The organism is Cellulosilyticum sp. WCF-2 (assembly GCF_003990395.1).
In the GTDB taxonomy this organism is placed as follows: domain Bacteria; phylum Bacillota; class Clostridia; order Lachnospirales; family Cellulosilyticaceae; genus Cellulosilyticum; species Cellulosilyticum lentocellum.
The window spans coordinates 493,343-509,865 of sequence record NZ_CP034675.1; the positions used below are offsets into that span (position 1 = coordinate 493,343).

Annotated in this window: 27 protein-coding genes; 6 read left to right on the forward strand and 21 right to left on the reverse strand. The window is 33.4% G+C overall.

Features of this window, described 5'->3' with window-relative positions; all coding sequences use genetic code 11:
- Positions 1 to 386: 386 nt before the first annotated feature.
- The 18 genes from EKH84_RS02080 to EKH84_RS22810 form a co-directional block, all read right to left on the reverse strand.
- Complete coding sequence (locus EKH84_RS02080; protein WP_127064952.1) at positions 387 to 1,334, reverse strand: phosphoadenosine phosphosulfate reductase domain-containing protein; 948 nt, start codon at positions 1,332 to 1,334, stop codon at positions 387 to 389.
- A gap of 32 nt (positions 1,335 to 1,366) precedes the next feature.
- The gene (locus EKH84_RS02085) at positions 1,367 to 1,588 is read right to left on the reverse strand and encodes a hypothetical protein (RefSeq protein ID WP_127064953.1); all 222 of its coding nucleotides are present in this window, start codon (positions 1,586 to 1,588) and stop codon (positions 1,367 to 1,369) included.
- Positions 1,589 to 1,770: 182 nt separating this feature from the next.
- Positions 1,771 to 2,166, reverse strand: a complete 396-nt coding sequence (locus EKH84_RS02090) for a beta-sandwich lipoprotein (protein ID WP_127064954.1) — start codon at positions 2,164 to 2,166, stop codon at positions 1,771 to 1,773.
- Between the two features lie 24 nt (positions 2,167 to 2,190).
- Positions 2,191 to 2,472, reverse strand: a complete 282-nt coding sequence (locus EKH84_RS02095; protein WP_127064955.1) for a hypothetical protein — start codon at positions 2,470 to 2,472, stop codon at positions 2,191 to 2,193.
- Complete coding sequence (locus tag EKH84_RS21815; protein WP_190283593.1) at positions 2,469 to 2,621, reverse strand: hypothetical protein; 153 nt, start codon at positions 2,619 to 2,621, stop codon at positions 2,469 to 2,471. Before EKH84_RS21815 ends, EKH84_RS02095 begins: the two co-directional genes overlap by 4 nt.
- Positions 2,622 to 2,655: 34 nt before the next feature.
- Entirely contained in the window at positions 2,656 to 3,165 is a 510-nt protein-coding gene (locus tag EKH84_RS02100; protein WP_127064956.1) for a hypothetical protein, read from the reverse strand.
- Positions 3,166 to 3,197: 32 nt separating this feature from the next.
- Complete coding sequence (locus EKH84_RS02105; protein WP_127064957.1) at positions 3,198 to 3,554, reverse strand: hypothetical protein; 357 nt, start codon at positions 3,552 to 3,554, stop codon at positions 3,198 to 3,200.
- A 6-nt stretch (positions 3,555 to 3,560) separates the two neighbouring features.
- Positions 3,561 to 3,731 carry a hypothetical protein gene (locus EKH84_RS21820; RefSeq protein WP_190283458.1) on the reverse strand — a complete coding sequence of 57 codons (171 nt, stop codon included), beginning with the start codon at positions 3,729 to 3,731 and terminating at the stop codon, positions 3,561 to 3,563.
- Positions 3,732 to 3,745: 14 nt separating this feature from the next.
- Complete coding sequence (locus EKH84_RS02110) at positions 3,746 to 3,985, reverse strand: hypothetical protein (protein WP_127064958.1); 240 nt, start codon at positions 3,983 to 3,985, stop codon at positions 3,746 to 3,748.
- A gap of 13 nt (positions 3,986 to 3,998) precedes the next feature.
- Positions 3,999 to 4,316 carry a hypothetical protein gene (locus EKH84_RS02115; RefSeq protein ID WP_127064959.1) on the reverse strand — a complete coding sequence of 106 codons (318 nt, stop codon included), beginning with the start codon at positions 4,314 to 4,316 and terminating at the stop codon, positions 3,999 to 4,001.
- A gap of 4 nt (positions 4,317 to 4,320) precedes the next feature.
- Complete coding sequence (locus tag EKH84_RS02120; RefSeq protein ID WP_207669753.1) at positions 4,321 to 5,169, reverse strand: ATP-binding protein; 849 nt, start codon at positions 5,167 to 5,169, stop codon at positions 4,321 to 4,323.
- Positions 5,084 to 6,028 carry a DnaD domain-containing protein gene (locus tag EKH84_RS02125; protein WP_127064960.1) on the reverse strand — a complete coding sequence of 315 codons (945 nt, stop codon included), beginning with the start codon at positions 6,026 to 6,028 and terminating at the stop codon, positions 5,084 to 5,086. The genes EKH84_RS02120 and EKH84_RS02125 overlap by 86 nt, the downstream gene beginning before the upstream one ends.
- A complete protein-coding gene (locus EKH84_RS02130) occupies positions 6,009 to 6,200 on the reverse strand; it encodes a hypothetical protein (protein WP_127064961.1) in 192 nt (63 codons plus the stop codon). Before EKH84_RS02130 ends, EKH84_RS02125 begins: the two co-directional genes overlap by 20 nt.
- 13 nt (positions 6,201 to 6,213) lie before the next feature.
- Positions 6,214 to 6,627 carry a DUF5348 domain-containing protein gene (locus EKH84_RS02135; RefSeq protein WP_127064962.1) on the reverse strand — a complete coding sequence of 138 codons (414 nt, stop codon included), beginning with the start codon at positions 6,625 to 6,627 and terminating at the stop codon, positions 6,214 to 6,216.
- A 1-nt stretch (position 6,628) separates the two neighbouring features.
- Positions 6,629 to 6,811, reverse strand: coding sequence for a hypothetical protein (locus EKH84_RS02140; RefSeq protein ID WP_127064963.1), 183 nt, complete (start codon positions 6,809 to 6,811; stop codon positions 6,629 to 6,631).
- 189 nt (positions 6,812 to 7,000) lie between these two features.
- A complete protein-coding gene (locus EKH84_RS02145; protein ID WP_127064964.1) occupies positions 7,001 to 7,501 on the reverse strand; it encodes a helix-turn-helix domain-containing protein in 501 nt (166 codons plus the stop codon).
- A 140-nt stretch (positions 7,502 to 7,641) separates the two neighbouring features.
- Positions 7,642 to 7,821: a hypothetical protein gene (locus tag EKH84_RS02150; protein WP_127064965.1), complete on the reverse strand. Its 180-nt coding sequence runs from the start codon at positions 7,819 to 7,821 to the stop codon at positions 7,642 to 7,644.
- Between the two features lie 44 nt (positions 7,822 to 7,865).
- Positions 7,866 to 8,102 carry a helix-turn-helix transcriptional regulator gene (locus EKH84_RS22810; protein WP_256372393.1) on the reverse strand — a complete coding sequence of 79 codons (237 nt, stop codon included), beginning with the start codon at positions 8,100 to 8,102 and terminating at the stop codon, positions 7,866 to 7,868.
- Positions 8,103 to 8,269: 167 nt separating this feature from the next.
- Here EKH84_RS22810 and EKH84_RS02160 point away from each other — a divergent pair, with 167 nt between their 5' ends.
- The 5 genes from EKH84_RS02160 to EKH84_RS02180 all read left to right on the forward strand — a co-directional run bounded on the left by EKH84_RS02160 (position 8,270) and on the right by EKH84_RS02180 (position 11,932).
- Positions 8,270 to 8,734, forward strand: coding sequence for a helix-turn-helix domain-containing protein (locus EKH84_RS02160; RefSeq protein WP_127064967.1), 465 nt, complete (start codon positions 8,270 to 8,272; stop codon positions 8,732 to 8,734).
- Positions 8,735 to 8,755: 21 nt separating this feature from the next.
- Entirely contained in the window at positions 8,756 to 9,448 is a 693-nt protein-coding gene (locus tag EKH84_RS02165) for an SWIM zinc finger family protein (RefSeq protein WP_127064968.1), read from the forward strand.
- A gap of 45 nt (positions 9,449 to 9,493) precedes the next feature.
- Positions 9,494 to 9,943 carry an ImmA/IrrE family metallo-endopeptidase gene (locus EKH84_RS02170; RefSeq protein ID WP_127064969.1) on the forward strand — a complete coding sequence of 150 codons (450 nt, stop codon included), beginning with the start codon at positions 9,494 to 9,496 and terminating at the stop codon, positions 9,941 to 9,943.
- A 61-nt stretch (positions 9,944 to 10,004) separates the two neighbouring features.
- Positions 10,005 to 10,271 carry a hypothetical protein gene (locus EKH84_RS02175; RefSeq protein WP_127064970.1) on the forward strand — a complete coding sequence of 89 codons (267 nt, stop codon included), beginning with the start codon at positions 10,005 to 10,007 and terminating at the stop codon, positions 10,269 to 10,271.
- Between the two features lie 14 nt (positions 10,272 to 10,285).
- Positions 10,286 to 11,932: a recombinase family protein gene (locus tag EKH84_RS02180; protein WP_243118632.1), complete on the forward strand. Its 1,647-nt coding sequence runs from the start codon at positions 10,286 to 10,288 to the stop codon at positions 11,930 to 11,932.
- 56 nt (positions 11,933 to 11,988) lie between these two features.
- On the opposite strand, the gene EKH84_RS02185 is transcribed toward EKH84_RS02180, so the two are convergent.
- From EKH84_RS02185 to EKH84_RS02195, 3 genes are all read right to left on the reverse strand, one after another.
- Complete coding sequence (locus EKH84_RS02185) at positions 11,989 to 12,624, reverse strand: sporulation peptidase YabG (RefSeq protein WP_243118633.1); 636 nt, start codon at positions 12,622 to 12,624, stop codon at positions 11,989 to 11,991.
- A gap of 158 nt (positions 12,625 to 12,782) precedes the next feature.
- Positions 12,783 to 14,093, reverse strand: a complete 1,311-nt coding sequence (locus tag EKH84_RS02190; RefSeq protein ID WP_127064971.1) for a PEGA domain-containing protein — start codon at positions 14,091 to 14,093, stop codon at positions 12,783 to 12,785.
- A gap of 184 nt (positions 14,094 to 14,277) precedes the next feature.
- Entirely contained in the window at positions 14,278 to 15,270 is a 993-nt protein-coding gene (locus EKH84_RS02195; RefSeq protein ID WP_127064972.1) for a hypothetical protein, read from the reverse strand.
- 258 nt (positions 15,271 to 15,528) lie between these two features.
- Between EKH84_RS02195 and EKH84_RS02200 the strand changes: the two genes are divergently transcribed.
- Positions 15,529 to 16,485, forward strand: a complete 957-nt coding sequence (locus tag EKH84_RS02200; RefSeq protein WP_127064973.1) for a DUF4340 domain-containing protein — start codon at positions 15,529 to 15,531, stop codon at positions 16,483 to 16,485.
- Positions 16,486 to 16,523: the final 38 nt, after the last annotated feature.

The window sequence follows — 16,523 nt, forward strand, 5'->3', positions numbered from 1 at the left end:
AACTTGATTACTTTTACAAAAAACTACATTTATTAAATATAATTTTTGTAATATTATAAATATAATAATTATTATTAAATGGAGGTGTAGCAATGAATCTAGATATTTTTAGAAAATATGAATTTCTTTTTCTGTATGCTGTATTTATAGCTGCCCTATATGTTACTTGTAAAATACTATATATTTAATCCATTACTCTCCACCATGCCCCTATATCTAGGGGCTTATTTTATTTAAAAGCATCTCACCTTTTAACGCATAAACTTTATATTTAGGTATATATTAATAATGTAACGATTATACTTATGCCAACAGACATTTATTCAATCTCTAACTAAGTTTCCAGGCCCCTTATTGGGGCCATTAGTATTTAAAAATTCATTTTGTTAATATAGCTTTAACTGCTCTGGATAAGGCTTGTAGTTTATTCCCATGTAGTCCATTACTTCGCCCAATCCTAACTTATTAATACAATAGTCATAAATCTTCGGATGATTCTTAGCCATTCTTGTAAATCTGTTATCCCATGGTGGCTCAAATTGAATACCGTATAAGCAAAACATGCATCCAGTCCTATCCTCTCCACTTGTAAAACATTTGCCCCCATTAGGGCACTCTATATCTCCATATTCTTCTGCATAATCTATATTGTTTGTCTTAACATATGTTAGTATGTCCTGGTCTGTCCAAAATGCCATAGGAACACATTTAGGATGTTCTAAGCTATGCATCTTGCAACCATGCTTTACATATAGATCACGTCTATTTCTGCTTTCTCCTACCATTTCTGCTGTTATGGGCTTTAAACCTGTCTCTTTATCAAACTTATGAAAAGGTTTCTTCTTGATCACGTCACAACATTTATTACTTACTTCAAAAGGAGCATCTAAAAGTATTTTCCACCTTTCACTAAGCTTGCCTGCTGTTCCTTTTTCATCTCCATGAAGTAACTTATTTCTGTATTTGTCAGTTAAATTGTTATGCCTTAGTTTGTATACTGCTAAAGACTGTGCCTTGCTTACTACTGGATAACCATACTTTTCTAGTACTTGCTTAAAAGACATATCAGGCTTTAAAGTTATTGTTGCATACTTTAATCCCATCATTCTTACACTTGGGTACTCTAATCCTGTATCCACAAATACTATAGGCATAGGGCTCATTTCTGATTTATTTTTATGGTATATATCAACTAGAACCCTTGAACCTAAACCACCACTATAACTTATGTACGCTCCATCATGTGACCAGCTAGCCATTGTTTCAACTGTATGTTGTATCTTCCAGGCTAAAGGCATCTTTAACCTTTGCTCTAAGATCTTATTGTTATCCATGCCCTCACTTCCTACCTAAACAAAAGTCAATTTTAAAACTCCTCGAAATAACTATCTAATGTATCTTTGTTAATCTTTATATAACCGTACTTATCTTTTTCTAACTGTCTCAGAAAAACTTCATCCCATGTTTCAATATAATCTTCAATAAACCATTCGCTACCTTTATCTACACTAAAGCTTTCATTCTCAATTTCAAATCCATCATCATCTACTAATTGAACTTGAAACCCTTCTGTACATCTATAATTCATACTCTCACCTTCTTAAAAGATTAATTTGTACTTCAATTTTCCTTTATCTTCCGCTTGTCTCCTAATTAACTTCCATATATACTTGTCTAGGGATAGAGTTTCGAGTATATTTTTATCAAAAAGGCCTAGTATTTTCTAGTGCCTTTTTGTGCTACTATCAAAAAATTTTATCTGCATTTCTATTAATCAATAGTCTTTACATCCACCGGAATCCACATCTTAGGATTATAATTGAGAGTGTATTTGTATTTTGATACATTCTTTACGCCTAGCTGCTCTACTACATATGTAACATTATCACTTAGCCCTACGAAGTGTTTCTGATAATACCCATTTTCATCTTCTACAATAACTTCTAACTGATTGTCTGCTGCATCTGCTGTTATAGACATTTTCCCGGTCATTTGAAAAAGCACATCACCTTCAATACAATTAATTACTGTAAGCTGTCTAATCACATTAAAGTTATCAGCTTCTTGTGATAGGTTGTACGATACTCTTTGTGATTCTGTTTGGCACCCTACAAATACTGTTGCCATTATTAACATTGCTGCTACCACTACTATTATTTTTTTCATCTTATTTTCCTCCGTTTAAAAAAGTTATTTTATTATCCTTATTGCTTCAACCTTCCAGCCTATTTGCATTATGTATATTTTTCGCTTGCCTTCTTCTTGGAAATAGAATTCATAGCAAGGTTCCCAACCTTCGCTTTCATAGCAACTCCATCCACCACTTTTAGGATTGTAAAAACCTTCTTGTTGTAAACCACCTTTATACTTGCCAATTAGTGTAATTAGACCATCTAATGCTTTAATATCTATTTCTATGTTTGCGCCTGGTTCCACTGATTTAATAAGTTCAAACATTTCTTTATCAATCATTCCTCTTCCTCCTCGCAAGCATCTGGCCCTTCTCCGTATTCTTCAGCACAAGCCTTGCTGCTAGGATATAGAAACATACAAGGTCCTTCTGTAATGCTGCATTCCCATCCATGCCATTCATCCGTTTGCTTTGCACATCTACAACTCACGTTCATTCCCCCTATCAACAAAAAACACTTTGTTCTATGTATTGCTAATAACTGGCATTTCATATTTCTCTAATGCATACTTCATCCAAAACTCATACCAAATAAGTCTAGCGTAAAACCAGTCAAATCCTTGCTGTTTTTCATACGTTTCTCGTTCATTCCAACTCATGTCTTTATAGTTTTCTGGTTCTGTATATTCATATGGTATCTTTTGTTTGCATTCCGGATAATCTAATTCCCATTTTTCTTTTGCTGTAACTACTGCCTTTAAATGCCTTTTTTCAAGCGGTACGCAACCAGGATGATGCCTTAATATGCCATCCTCTTTATCATAAAACAGATTATAAAGCCCTGTTTCTCTACAAAAATTAGCCATTTGAGAATATCCAGGATGTCTCCCATTGCCTTGACCACTAATATCTCCATACCCGAAGTTAGGCGCTTCTTCATTTACTTCTCCTTCGGCTTCAACGCTTACATATGCGTCTCCTTCTTCATTGCTATATGAAATAATAGCTTTACCAATATAAATGCTATAGCTCACCTTTATACCTCCCTTAATAAAAATCAACTTTGTTAAAACAAACTCATCTGCTCTACTTCCTGTTTATGTACTACTTCAACCTTTTTTTGTATCACTTGTGCTATCCTTGTTACTGGCTCACTGGTTTTTATTACTTGACTGCTCTTCTTTGTCTTTTCTTCAATGGCTTTTGCCTCATAGAATGCTCTACATAGTTCTGAGCATGAAAGCTTTTTTACTACGCTCATATGCTCTATAACATCACGTGGCGCAATCTTTACACCTACTTGTGCAAATCCTTCTGTTACATATACCTTGTCAGCCTCTAATACCTTAAGTTTGTAATGTTCAAACTGCCTTTTATTTACCTGTTCCGTACTGTGACTCATCACCTCTAATACTATTTTCACATTGCATCATCCTCTATGCGTTAATCTATTCACTGTGCTTAGCTTGGCAATTTCAATGTCCTTGTGTTCATCTAGCTCTTTCTTGAATGTTTCTGTTATCGTTAGCACTGAGATGTTGTACTTATTGACTACTTTATTCATCCACTTTGCTAATTCAAATGCTTTTATATCTTCCATAATCTCTCCTGGCCCTATAGCAATGTTTTTCTTATGCGATGTACATCATCTTTTATCATCAACATATCTCTTCGCATCCCTGCTAAAATATTTTGCTCTCTTGCATTTACTTCGATGGTTTCAGCATTCTTGATGTCATGCTCTAATTCCTTTAGAGCTGCAGCTACTGTATTTATATCTATTTCTAGCTTGCCAAATTCTTGTAATAGCTTTCCTTTTGCCTCTTGGCGTAGCTGCTCTTTTGACTTGATCAATGCCTATCACCCCTTAGTAAAAACTTAATTGCCTTTCCCCCATGCAATCTGTTATCTCTCTGTATGAGGTGCTATCTATCTCTTTATCTATTTCTACATGCTTACAATACTTTGATGCATATACTAAAAGTGCTATTTCCTCTTTGGTATCATGTTTGTTCCATAGCTGTACTGTTTGCTTGATTTTCTCAAATATTGCTTGGTGCTCATTCTGTTCAATGTATGCCTTAACCAAGCTTATCCACTCGTCCTTGCCTAGCTTTACATCACTCTCCAAATGAAAAATCCATTTAGAATCAACTAGTTCTCTGCATATTACTGTTAAATTCATCCTGTCACCTCACTAAATCCCTAATCCTATTTAGTTTTACTTTAGCCTTTTCAATTCTGTATGCCCTTCCAGTTATCTCTATTGCTGGGCAAGCCTCTATGATCCGGTCATAAGTCCTAGCTATACCATCCGTTCCTGTTAGCTTATTCTTTAACTGGTCCATGGTAAGGTTAGTGGTAATAATCGTTGGTAGCTGTTGTCTAATCCTTGTATCAATGAGTGAGTAGATAATTTGCTTTTCTTTACCTGTCTTGCCCTCATGCTCTGCACCTAAATCATCTAATACCACTAGACTTGCATTCTTGAATTGATTGAGTATATCTGCCTCACCCTCTTCACCAGTTGAGTATGACTCATATACTTTGTTGATGATATTAATACTGCTAGTCGCTATCACTGGTACTCCCTGCTGAATTAATCGATTGGCTATGCAATAACTCAAATAGGACTTTCCTCGCCCTGGCTCCCCATGAAGGAGCATCCCGATATTCTCACGCTTCATACTTTGCCATTCATCACAATACCTTTGTCCTAGCTTGTACCAAATTTGATTATGTTCATCGGTTTCCCAATTTTCAAAGGTGCACTGTTCAAATGATGCATCCATCAACGAGTATCGCTTTAAGGATTCAAGCTTTCTCATCTTATCGCGCTTGGTAGCCTCTTCTTCTTTCTTGGCATAGGCTTCTGATTCACACTTGCATGCAATGGGTACCTTCTTGCTGCTACCAAATAGCTTTACGATGTATTCCTTAGGTGCGCCACACTTACTGCAAATCTGACATTTTAAGTCCGAGTCCTTTGTATTCGTTTGACTCATCAGGTGCTTTGTTATCTCTCCTGCCTTGTCCATTCTTGTACGCCTCCCTCGCCTTGTTATATGCTTCTACTTGCTGCAATGTCTTAATGCCATCCCTCTCCCAATTAAGCAATGTCCGTTCAATGTATTTTAAGGTCTTTGCATTGTTCTTCCGAGATTCCTTCATGGCTGCTAAAACTAATTCATGTGATAATCTATTTACCCAATCAGTTAATACCTCTGCCTCATATGCTTGTAGCAAGTAGAAGTTGTTTTGGAAAAACTCAACAATGTCTTTCATGGATGATGATGAAGTCTCTGAAGAAATCTCTGAAGAAGTCTCTGTGAAATCTCTGGTATTGGTTGGGTCATTTTGACCTAATGCATTGGGCCATTTTGTCCCTTTGCATTGGGTCAATTTGTCCTCTTGCATTGGGTCATTTTGTCCTAATGCATTTTCCCGTTTGGGATATTGCATTGGGTCAATTTGTCTAGGTGTGTTTTCAGTAGGTGAACACTCTTCATGTGTAACTTCTTCCTCTTCTTCAACTACCTCTTCGTTGACAGTATGTTTATCTATGTATTCTTCTAGTTTTATGTAGTCGATTGTGTACCACTTGGTTCTATCCATACGCATTTTGTTATAGTTTCCCGTTTTAAAAATGCCCATTTCCTCTAAGTTGTTAAATATTCTCTTTAACGTTTTCTCTGCAAAGAATGGAAATCTTTTGCTCCATTCTTTCATAGAGTTATAGGTCCAATAATAGCCATCATAATAATTTGTCTTTTTAGCCTTATTCACTTCTATCCAGTAATGCACCTGTTGTAATACTATGGCTTCATTCAGTCCTATTTGAGTTGCTAATATGGTATCCACCACTAAGGGGGATGTATCAAATAATATTTTGCTCACGCTTCATTCCCCCTATTAATTTTATGTAAGTTAGAGACATTTGTTCTGCCTCTAACTGTTTCCTGCAATCTTCCACTAACATTTTAAACAAGTCCAAGTTTTCAGCGTATGCTCTGTAGAGCTCCGGGAAACTTCTAATCTTACGTTTAGCATATACAATAGCCTCATCCATTATTTTGCCCCCTCTAAATTCTTATTCTTACCTTTACCCTGTTTTTCTTTAACTCTGCAAAGGAGGGATTACCACATCCCACGAAGTAATACTCCTCATCATATTCAGCTCTACCCCTATGCCATTTGCCCCAAATAAAGATTTCAATAGCCTGCCCACAAGTAAATTCATGTTTGCCTAGTACATAACGACCTTCTGTATAAGGTGATTCTTTAATATAACCCTCTTTGGTTTCTTTCTTACAGTATTCAATCGCATCTTGCGCATGTTCTAGTGCATCATTCAGCTTATAAAGTGCGTTATAAATATGCTCTTCTTCCATTGTGTGAACATACTCACCACGAGGTAAGCTCTCTATCGTATGCGTTACTTTATCGCATAGATTTTTAATCTCCTGATAATGTTGTACATAAAGCTTGTCCATCATTTTAAACCACTCCTTCTGCATTTAATTTGTTCACTCTATCTTCATGTGCTTCTAATGCAAGCTGGTGATTAACTAATGATCTACTGTCTTCTTTATTTATATCTAGTTCAATCTGAGTTTTAAGTATTCTAATCTTACGTTCTACCGTTTCTCTGTTTCCTGTTACAATTACACTCATTCCCATGTTGTCCCTCCAATTAATAAAAATAAAGGCATAAAATCACACATGCTATAGGTGGCATTACTGTAACCATACACCCTAAAACTTCATTAATTACTTCATCAGTTACTGCATCAAATATTCTTTTCAATTTAATTATCCCCTTTGACTAAATTACATCCGAGTGATATAATTTAGTTATCAATTTAGTTTTTAGTAACATGCTCTTACAAGGTTGCCGCCTTGTGAGGGCTTTTGTTTTTTTGTACTGAAATTTCTTATCCTAAGTGGTATTAGTACACTTAGTAATTCTGATATTTCTTTCTGAATTACATCTTCCCATTGAGGCTTTTCATCTTCATCTATCAGGTTGTCTCGTGCCATAGCTAGAATTTCCCTTCGGATGGCAGATACATCTTCAAATTCATTCTGAAAGTTAAGTGCTAAGTTATCTAACTCAGCTAATAACACGTTAGGTAGTAGCATTTCACCTATCTTTGTACATTCCTTCAGGTACATATAACCTATAAATGGTTCATCATATACAGCTACCATCCTAACCACAATGTCCTCCCCTGGAACCTTTATCCCATTTTCAAACTTGCTTAATGTTGAAGCATCAGATATTCCTAGTAACTCACATGCTTCCTGTTGGCTGAGTCTGTGTTCTTTTCTAGCCTTTACGATTAATCTCGTAAATTCTTTTGTTCTCATATTTTTTCTCCTTTCGTGTATTTTCTGGCCAAATTATGCACTAAACTTGGCCCGCGCGTCCATTGTTTTCCATTTATTGGTATATTATAATCAGATTATCTTATGTAGCTACGCCTCCAATAGCTACTCACTGATTACACTCATGCTGAATTAGAGGTTTGAAGCCTTTGCTTTAAATTGTGAATAATTGTTTCAACTTCCTCATATGTAAGGTCTTTTAAATATTTATCAAATAATATTCTTGATAAAGCATTTGATAAACCCTCACTAAGTTCATCTGGTGTATATGCACATATGATATTAATCTGCCTTTTCTTCATGGGCCTCACTCCTTTATATCAATTTATGACGGTTAAGGTTTGTCCTATGCGATATCACTTTTACATATAGTAAAAGTTACAGGTAAAAAAATTTCATTTAAATTGACGTCGAATAATTTAGAAATATTTTCCGCTATTCTTAACGGGATATTCCTTGTTCCATTTTCATAGGTATTATACGTAGATATAGATATTTCAAGCTTTTCTGCTACTTGCTTCTGCGTCATACCTTTAGATATGCGTAAATCATATAATGTTAATGTTGATTTTTTACTATTAATAAAAACACCCCCTTACTTTTACTAAATGTAAAACCTTATGATTTGATTATAGTTTTACACTTAGTAAAAGTCAATACTGTATTTTACTTTTTGTAAAAACATATTTTTTTGTTTTCTTTTATTGGTATACTAATAGTAATTTACACTTTGTAAAAAGGAGGACTATTATGGAAGAAAATATACTGGGTAAACGAATAAAACAACTACGAACAGATAATAATCTTAGCCAACTAGAGCTTTCAAAAAAACTTAATATTTCCAACTCTACTTTGTCCCAGTATGAAGCAGGAAATAGAACTCCAAGTGATGATATTAAACTAAAGATAGCCTCTTTATTCAATGTGTCTATCGATTATTTGTTAGGCCATAGTTCAGCTAAGACTAATTTTTCATCTAGTAAAAATAATTTACCAGATATGCAACTCACAAAAAAGGATGAACGGGATATTGCTAAAGATATAGCATCAATAATGAACAAAATAAAAGCTGGTGAAGATGGACCGATTTATTATAATGGTGAAGAAATGGATCAAGATGATGCCGACCTGTTTGAACAAGCTTTAGAATTTGCTCTAAGAAGTATAAAAATAGAAAACAAAGAAAAATATACACCGAAGAAATATCGAAAATAATTTTATTAGGGGGAGATACTAATGGATTTTTTAGATTTAATTACTACGGATAGTGAACAGAAAAAGAGATTTGATAAAGCTTGCTCAGCCGATGTTACACCCACTCGTATAGATATTGATTCACAAACTGGTGAATTTAAAGGGTCTGGCAAAACCCCTTATATTGCTACACTTAGAAATTGTTCATGTGGAGACTTTATTAGACGTAAGCACCCTTGTAAACATATCTATAGATTAGCAATAGAATTAGGCCTTATTAGCTGTGATTTTCAAGTTGGTAGGAATAAGAACTCATTAGAAAGTGACTTAAATAATCTTTTAAAAAACGCTCAATTATTAATATATAATCTTTGCTATCTAAATATTTACCATGGTGTAGAAAAATTCTTCTTGTGTAAAAATAAAGACTCTGAATCATTATTATATAAAGGATTCTGTATTGAGGATCTAACAAATTATGATGCTGCTATTAATGACTCTCCCATATCATTTATACATACTCAAATGGAATTATGTACAAACATAGCAAGTATGCCAAGCTTAAAATGTAGGAAAGCCACTGTTTCTAAATGGATTGATGAATTGAGCACACAAGAATTGCATGATCACTTTATTGTTCTTGAGTTTACAGATCAAACTAATGGATTTAAACATAAAATATACAGAAATTTAGGTAAGAAGTATTTTAATGCTACGGAAGAAGGTCACCAATAACATAAACTTATTTTTACTCAACTGTCTCTTGGAGGTGGGATATTAGTGCATCAACAAATAAGACAAAAGGTACTTAAATTAATTAAGAAATATAATACAAGCGATCCAGATAAACTAGCTGATTTCTTAAATATAAAGATTGTAGAATGGGATCTGGGAAATCAAGCTGGTTCTTATAGGTTGCTTAAACGAAAGAAAGTTATCTTTCTTAATTCGAAACTTAGTTTTCATCAAAGAAAAATTGTACTTGCACATGAATTAGGCCATGCTCTATTGCATCCAACTACAAATTGCTACTTTATTCAAAACAAGACACTATTATGTAGTTCAAAGATAGAGAAAGAAGCGAATATCTTTGCTTGTGAATTACTAATAAATGATGAATTGCTAGGTGAATACATAGGAAAATCAATAAATGAAATAGCTGCAGCTGAATACTTACCTGCAGAATTGTTAAAACTTAAACTTAATGGGCAAAAGCCTTTTTATTTTTAGCACACAAATCGAACATATATTCGATTTAAATATTAATTATGAATTTAAAGGGGGCAACATTATGAGTTATATAAATTTTGATGAAGTTAAAAAAATGTCTGATGAAGAAATTGATTCAGCATTAACTGAAAAGGACAGAAGGATTATTGATAAAGAAATGCGTGTTACTAGAGAAAAATATGATAAAGGAATACTTTTCTCTAATCAAGAATACCTTGTGTTAGATAAGGAGAGTGAGCGTCTACTATTTATTGCTCTTGAAAAAGTGACTAAAAAAGCACGAATGTTAAGTAAGGCCAAATTTACACCTAAAAAATATAGAAAGTAAATGAAAGGTATGTGATGTCCATGAATATAGCTATCTACTCACGAAAATCTAGATTCTCAACATCTGGTGATAGTATCGAAAATCAGGTTCAACTTTGTAAAGAATATGCTCAGCGCTATGATTACAAAGACACAAATTTTATTATCTATGAGGATGAGGGGTTTAGTGGTAAAAATACAAACCGTCCTAAATTCACAGAACTTATTAATGACATAAAGAATAAAAAAATTGATGTACTCATGTGCTATCGATTGGATCGTATAAGTCGTAATGTATCCGACTTCTCCTCTACTCTAGAATTATTGGAAGCTAATTCAGTGGCATTTGTAAGCATCAAGGAGCAATTTGATACCAGTACTCCAATGGGAAGGGCAATGATCTATATTGCGAGTGTATTCGCCCAGCTAGAGAGGGAAACAATTGCTGAACGTGTAAGAGATAATATGATTGAATTGGCTAAAAACGGATATTGGTTAGGCGGTACAACTCCTCTTGGATACATTAGTATTCCAGTTGACTACCTAGACAATGACATGACTGAAAGAAAAATGTATAAACTAGAAAAGAATGAACCTGAAATTGAAACTGTTAAATTAATCTACAAGAAATATATAGAACTTAAGTCATTGAATAAAGTTGAAACCTATTTAATGCAGCATAACTATAAAACACGTAAAAATGGATTTTATAGCTTATCATCACTTAAATTTATTCTTACTAATCCTGTGTATGTAAAAGCTAATAAAGATGTAATTGCTTACCTTAGTGAAACTGGAATGAATGTAAGTGGTGCACCAGATGGCAAACATGGAATCCTTATCTATAATAAAACCAAGACAGTATCAGGTAAAACAACTAAAGATGCCAGAGACATTACTGAGTGGGTAGCTGCAGTAAGCAGACACATCGGTATATTGGATCCTGAAATGTGGTTAGATGTTCAAAAAACACTGGCAGATAATAGGGATAGTTATCCTAATATGGGTAAAACGCATAATGCCCTACTTACTAGCATATTACGTTGTAAATGTGGTTCATTTATGAGGATTAACCATGGTCATATAAGTACAAAAACTGGTAATTGCACTTATTATTATTCTTGTGCTTTAAAAAAGCGTTCTAAAGGATCACAATGCGATAATGGTAATGTTAAAGTAAGTGACATTGATGAATCTGTGGTTAGTTACCTTGAAAACATAGGAATAAAAAAGGATACAATACTATATAATTTCATAGATTTTAACAAAGCTCAGCGAAAAGACATCACTAGAAGTAATAGAAAAGGTGAATTAATTACCTTAATCTCTTCCAAGCAAAACCAAATCACTAATTTAGTTAATAAGCTCTCTATGACTGATGATGATATCGCTAAAATACTACTAGCTAAAATAAAAACTTTGAAAGAAGAAATTGCAACAAGCGAATTAGAACTAAAAACTATACAAGAAGAAAATAAGGCACTAGATAACCAAGAAATAGAAATAGCAATGTTAGGTATTATGTTAGATAAATGTGCAGATATTAGAAATCTTGCTTTTGAAGAACAACAACAACTTATCCGTATGGTTCTTAAAAACATAGTATGGGATTCAGATACAGGATCATTGGCAATAGAGCCTGTTGAAAGTATTATTGAAGGCATAAAAAAAAAGCCCCATTAGACGTTAAGGCCCTTCTATCAAGGCAATTTGGTTATAAAAAATTGTCGCATTTTTATTCAGTCAGCTCCAGCTGCTAATATCTCTTCAAAATAAGACTGGCAAGCCCCTGCAAATATTACCAGCTCCGACATATTGGGTTTAATAGCTCTTGCTCTCTTAACAGACTCTACAAAATACTGTGAGTTCCTATATTCGCTGATATCATATAAAGTTTTATAGTTTTTATTCAGTGCATCATGCCCTGTGAGTACTAAAATATCTGGAGCATATTTTTCCAAAAGGTACTTAATTCTCTTTGGTTGTTCTGATTCTGATATATGCTCTCCTATAGCTGGTATATCTAGCATTTTATAATATTTAAGACATAGGTTTAAGTAAAAAGCATCTCCATCTACATGCAGAACCGTCCCTGTTTTTTGGAACCTAGGATCTTTCCCTTTTTCAATTTCTGCTCTTTTCTTCATGATTTTTTCTACCGTTGCTTCAATGGTACTCATAATACTACTTTCTTCATTGGTATAACGCATCCCTACCGAGAGTTCTAGGTCCGAAATAGGTGCATCTGCAATAACGCGGTAAGACACGCCTTTCAGTCTAGCAATTTGATTGGGTGAAATATATGTTATACGAAATAAAATATCCTTGTTATAGGACAGCCTTACTACATAATCTCCTATATTGAGCATCGCCATAACACCTTCTTTAAAGACCATTTATTACTATGTTTATTAATTAGAGCTCGTTTCTATTCTTATTTTTGAGTACATAAAGAAAGAAAGCTAAAAGTTTCCTCTTAGCTTTCTTTCTTTATGTATATAGTTTTTAATTAATCAATTTCTTTTCTCATTTTTTAATTTGCAATTAAGTCATATAAGTAACCGGTTTGTTCATTGCTACCATCTAATAATAGGGTAGTAGAATACGCACTATAACCTGTTTTTTCAAATATGACACCATAGCTACCATTAATCAATGTTACTGTGCAAGGAGTTTCTCCTTTAAAAACACCATTTACGTAGACTTTAGCACCTATTGGATTTGTATTTAAAGTAATTGTTTGGGTATTATTGAGTACAGTATTTGTTTCTCCCGTTGCATCAGGCGATTCTGAAGGTGTTGGTTTTTGTATAAAAGATACATAAAGATTATAAGTTTCTTTATCACAAATAATCTCTTTTGACCAAGGTTCATACCCATCCGCTTCTGCTTCTACTTTATAAGTACCTTGTTGCAATTTAATTTCTTCACCTTTATTATACGTTTTATCCCCTATCTTAATGGTGTAATTAGTTACACCACTATTAACTAAAGGATTGATTACTGTATATGCCTTTTTAGCATCTTTTAAGGAAATTTCATAGCTTTCGCCCGATTCTATCGTAATATTCTCTGTAATGATTTCATATCCTTCCATTTGTAGAAGAACCTTATGCTGTCCTGGAATAACGCTAATATCTCCTTTAAGCTCATCTAATTTAAAGGAACGAGAGCGGTCTATCTCTAGGCTTCCTTTTGTAGTTGGCAAATCTGTAACAGCAATACTACCAGCTACTTCATCAATAGTAATGCTCCAAATAACATTGTTAACACTTTGAATACTGACAACATCAAAAGGTGTTACAAATGCCATGTTAGTTTTATTACCATCGCTTTGGAAAATCATTGTATCATCAACATATTCATAAGCAGTACCCCCGATATTTATCTGCTTATTACTTTGATCAACTGTGACTCCACTTATCTTCTTCCATGATTTTGCCCTAGAAGTTTTACTAATAGAAAGTACCTTGGCTTTATCTTCTTGATAAACCACCTCTACAATATCTCCTGGTTTAATCTGTGAAGCTGGCATTACACTACCATACATGTCATTAATTTTAGTACCTTCACTTATCTTTCTACTCACTTCAGTTTTATTCTCTATGTCAAAACCTATGATATCACTTTGTGTAATCTTCTCAACTAGAACTAGTACCGTAGAACTATATTCTACTTTTGTATTGTTTTCTTCTACTTGAGCTTCTACTTGAACGCTGTTTCCTTTAGCTTCATCTTTTATATATGTACTAATTACCATAAACATTACAATCATTAATGTAATGAGTCCTACCACTGAAACAATAATCATATTCATAATGAATTTTTTGTTGTTTCTTTTCACTGTTTCACCCCTTTATTGACTTCTCATTTTATTGTACCTCTTTCGCTTAAAAAGTCAATTCAGCAGGATTCACACAAAAAAAGGAATGATAATGTAAAAGATGATCTCGGCTCCCACCTTAATCATCCTCTAATCATTATAATTCCTTATTTCATTATACAAAGAAAATTCTCCCTTGCTTTGATTACCAACCATGAATTTGTTTAGCGACTTCAATTTGATTTTCTTTATAATGGAGCATGTTTTCCCATTTTTGTTCAAACATACTATAATTCCATCTTCTTTTTGAGCCAATATACTTAAAACAAATACTATTAAATTTTTCTGGATAAATCATCATAAATTTAAGCATTTTAAACTCATCTTGAGATAGTGGTCTTTCCTTATTATATTCTTCTATAAGCTCATATAAGATTTGATTATTCCATTCATTCTTTTGCATCATTTTACTTAGAATTTGAGCAAGATCTAGAACTTGAATATCATAATTACATACATCCAATCCACTAATAATATATTTACCGCTCTCAGTCTTATTAACCGTATGATAAGTGAAATCTTTATGCGCTATACTTTTGTTTTGTTTTACTCCTTTGATTAGCCTTTCTACTAGCTGTGAATCAATGCTTTGTAATGCTAGTTCTTCTAGCTCCCTGTATTCTTCACAGCCTTCTAAAAACATAATTTCGAAGTTGGATTTTTGCTTTAAAGCTATCATATTTTTCTTTAACTTAGTATTTTCTGCTCTTCTTCTTAAATAGTACTCATAAATATTCTTAATTTTTATCTCTTCTACACCTCTCATTTTACTATTAATTTCTACTCCTACTTTATGAAAAAGAGCTAAGGACGTGATAATGCCCTTTAGATCTTCATACTCTTTAAAATCAGTCTCTTCACAAGACTCATACGCTTGCATCAAGTAATACTGTTCTCCCAAAAGTGCATATGGTATTTTCTTTTTAGTAGCATATATATTACTAATTCCATTAAAGTTTCTCTCTTGAAGCTGTGTATCCACCTCGTAGTTAAAAGAAATTTGTTCTTTGGGTATTTCAACCCTACGTAGTACAAATTTACCTTTATTGGTCTCTAGATAATAGTTACTTCTTATATATTGATATTTCTTTATATTTAAATCATATTGAGCAATTAACTCTCTACTTAGTGGTCTCACTTCTTCTCCTCCTATCCTGCGATCTTTCTGTATCCCACCCTTACTCCTCTCGTCTCTTAATTTATATGATACGATAGAATAAAAAATATCTAATTTCCATTTATTTTTTAGCTTATCTTTAAAAATTCACTTTTTTATCACACGGGGTGTGATATAATATTCATGTTGCATAAAACTTTTATTTTTTTTAGTAAAAAATGTCTATTATAAAAATACTTTTAAACATAAATTTGATTTGAAATCGGTGAGGTTATTGAAATGAAACGTAAAGGTTGGCTTGTTCCTATTGTTGTTTTTTTAATATCTATTATTTTTCTTTTTTCTTATCAGCAGAAACAAGAGGTTGTATCCTTTGCTGATACCACTAATCTTCCGCCTATTATTTGGTCGGAAAAATCAACAGATATTGTTAAAGTTACTTATGAAGCTGCAGGTAAAGTTACTGAAGCTGTACGCGAAGAAGACAACTGGAGTTTATCTACCTCAAACAACCGTAAAGCTGATGCCTTATATATATACAATGTTATAACTCCTTTTTTGGAGCCTTTATTTGAACAGGTAGTAGAGGTATCTCCTTCTGATTTAACAAACTATGGCATAGATGATATGGCTTCAAGTATTACCTTATATGATGAAGCAGGTCATGAGTATAAGGTAATTAAAGGTAAGGCTTTTAATGAAAAAAGTGATTATGTCTATGCACCATTAACAGATACAGTTTATACAATGAGTAATACTGCTTTTGGTAGTATTAGTACCAACTCTAATGATTGGGGAAGCAAGGAACTACTTAACTTTGAATTAACTAATGTGAAAAAAATCAACTTAACTTATAAAGGGCATGCTGCTACTTTAATGCCTACTATTACTGAAAATGGTATTTCTCTAGCTAGTGAGGAGCTAGATAATCGCTTAGCAAATGAGTTTATGAACTTCTTACAGACTGCTAAGATTCAAAGCTTTATTACTGAAGAAGCTAATGAACATGTATTAAGCGTCTATGGTTTTAATGCGCCCCTACTTAAATGCACCATTCATTTAAAAACTGGCGATACTCTATCTCTTACTATTGGAAATGTTAATGAGGAAGAAAATATTTGTTATACCCAAGTTAATGGGCGCTCAGAAATTGTGGGAATTCCTTATTTTAATCTTTCACAATTTAATATTCTTTATAGTGAGCTTCATGATAAAGATGATGATAGGCTTGGTTAGGACTCATACTAACTTTCTTATCACCTCATGCCAAAAAG

What these genes read in the sequence shown, in the direction of transcription:
- EKH84_RS02165 (WP_127064968.1), top strand. Translation starts at nt 8,756, where the DNA reads ATGGATTTTTTAGATTTAATTACTACGGATAGTGAACAGAAAAAGAGA.
- EKH84_RS02120 (WP_207669753.1), bottom strand. Translation starts at nt 5,169, where the DNA reads ATGGACAAGGCAGGAGAGATAACAAAGCACCTGATGAGTCAAACGAAT.
- EKH84_RS02080 (WP_127064952.1), bottom strand. Translation starts at nt 1,334, where the DNA reads ATGGATAACAATAAGATCTTAGAGCAAAGGTTAAAGATGCCTTTAGCC.
- EKH84_RS02095 (WP_127064955.1), bottom strand. Translation starts at nt 2,472, where the DNA reads ATGATTGATAAAGAAATGTTTGAACTTATTAAATCAGTGGAACCAGGC.
- EKH84_RS02115 (WP_127064959.1), bottom strand. Translation starts at nt 4,316, where the DNA reads ATGAATTTAACAGTAATATGCAGAGAACTAGTTGATTCTAAATGGATT.
- EKH84_RS02130 (WP_127064961.1), bottom strand. Translation starts at nt 6,200, where the DNA reads ATGGATGAGGCTATTGTATATGCTAAACGTAAGATTAGAAGTTTCCCG.
- EKH84_RS02135 (WP_127064962.1), bottom strand. Translation starts at nt 6,627, where the DNA reads ATGATGGACAAGCTTTATGTACAACATTATCAGGAGATTAAAAATCTA.
- EKH84_RS21820 (WP_190283458.1), bottom strand. Translation starts at nt 3,731, where the DNA reads ATGGAAGATATAAAAGCATTTGAATTAGCAAAGTGGATGAATAAAGTA.
- EKH84_RS02085 (WP_127064953.1), bottom strand. Translation starts at nt 1,588, where the DNA reads ATGAATTATAGATGTACAGAAGGGTTTCAAGTTCAATTAGTAGATGAT.
- EKH84_RS02185 (WP_243118633.1), bottom strand. Translation starts at nt 12,624, where the DNA reads ATGGCGATGCTCAATATAGGAGATTATGTAGTAAGGCTGTCCTATAAC.
- EKH84_RS02180 (WP_243118632.1), top strand. Translation starts at nt 10,286, where the DNA reads ATGTCCATGAATATAGCTATCTACTCACGAAAATCTAGATTCTCAACA.
- EKH84_RS02145 (WP_127064964.1), bottom strand. Translation starts at nt 7,501, where the DNA reads ATGAGAACAAAAGAATTTACGAGATTAATCGTAAAGGCTAGAAAAGAA.
- EKH84_RS02160 (WP_127064967.1), top strand. Translation starts at nt 8,270, where the DNA reads ATGGAAGAAAATATACTGGGTAAACGAATAAAACAACTACGAACAGAT.
- EKH84_RS02175 (WP_127064970.1), top strand. Translation starts at nt 10,005, where the DNA reads ATGAGTTATATAAATTTTGATGAAGTTAAAAAAATGTCTGATGAAGAA.
- EKH84_RS02090 (WP_127064954.1), bottom strand. Translation starts at nt 2,166, where the DNA reads ATGAAAAAAATAATAGTAGTGGTAGCAGCAATGTTAATAATGGCAACA.
- EKH84_RS02140 (WP_127064963.1), bottom strand. Translation starts at nt 6,811, where the DNA reads ATGGGAATGAGTGTAATTGTAACAGGAAACAGAGAAACGGTAGAACGT.
- EKH84_RS02150 (WP_127064965.1), bottom strand. Translation starts at nt 7,821, where the DNA reads ATGAAGAAAAGGCAGATTAATATCATATGTGCATATACACCAGATGAA.
- EKH84_RS02200 (WP_127064973.1), top strand. Translation starts at nt 15,529, where the DNA reads ATGAAACGTAAAGGTTGGCTTGTTCCTATTGTTGTTTTTTTAATATCT.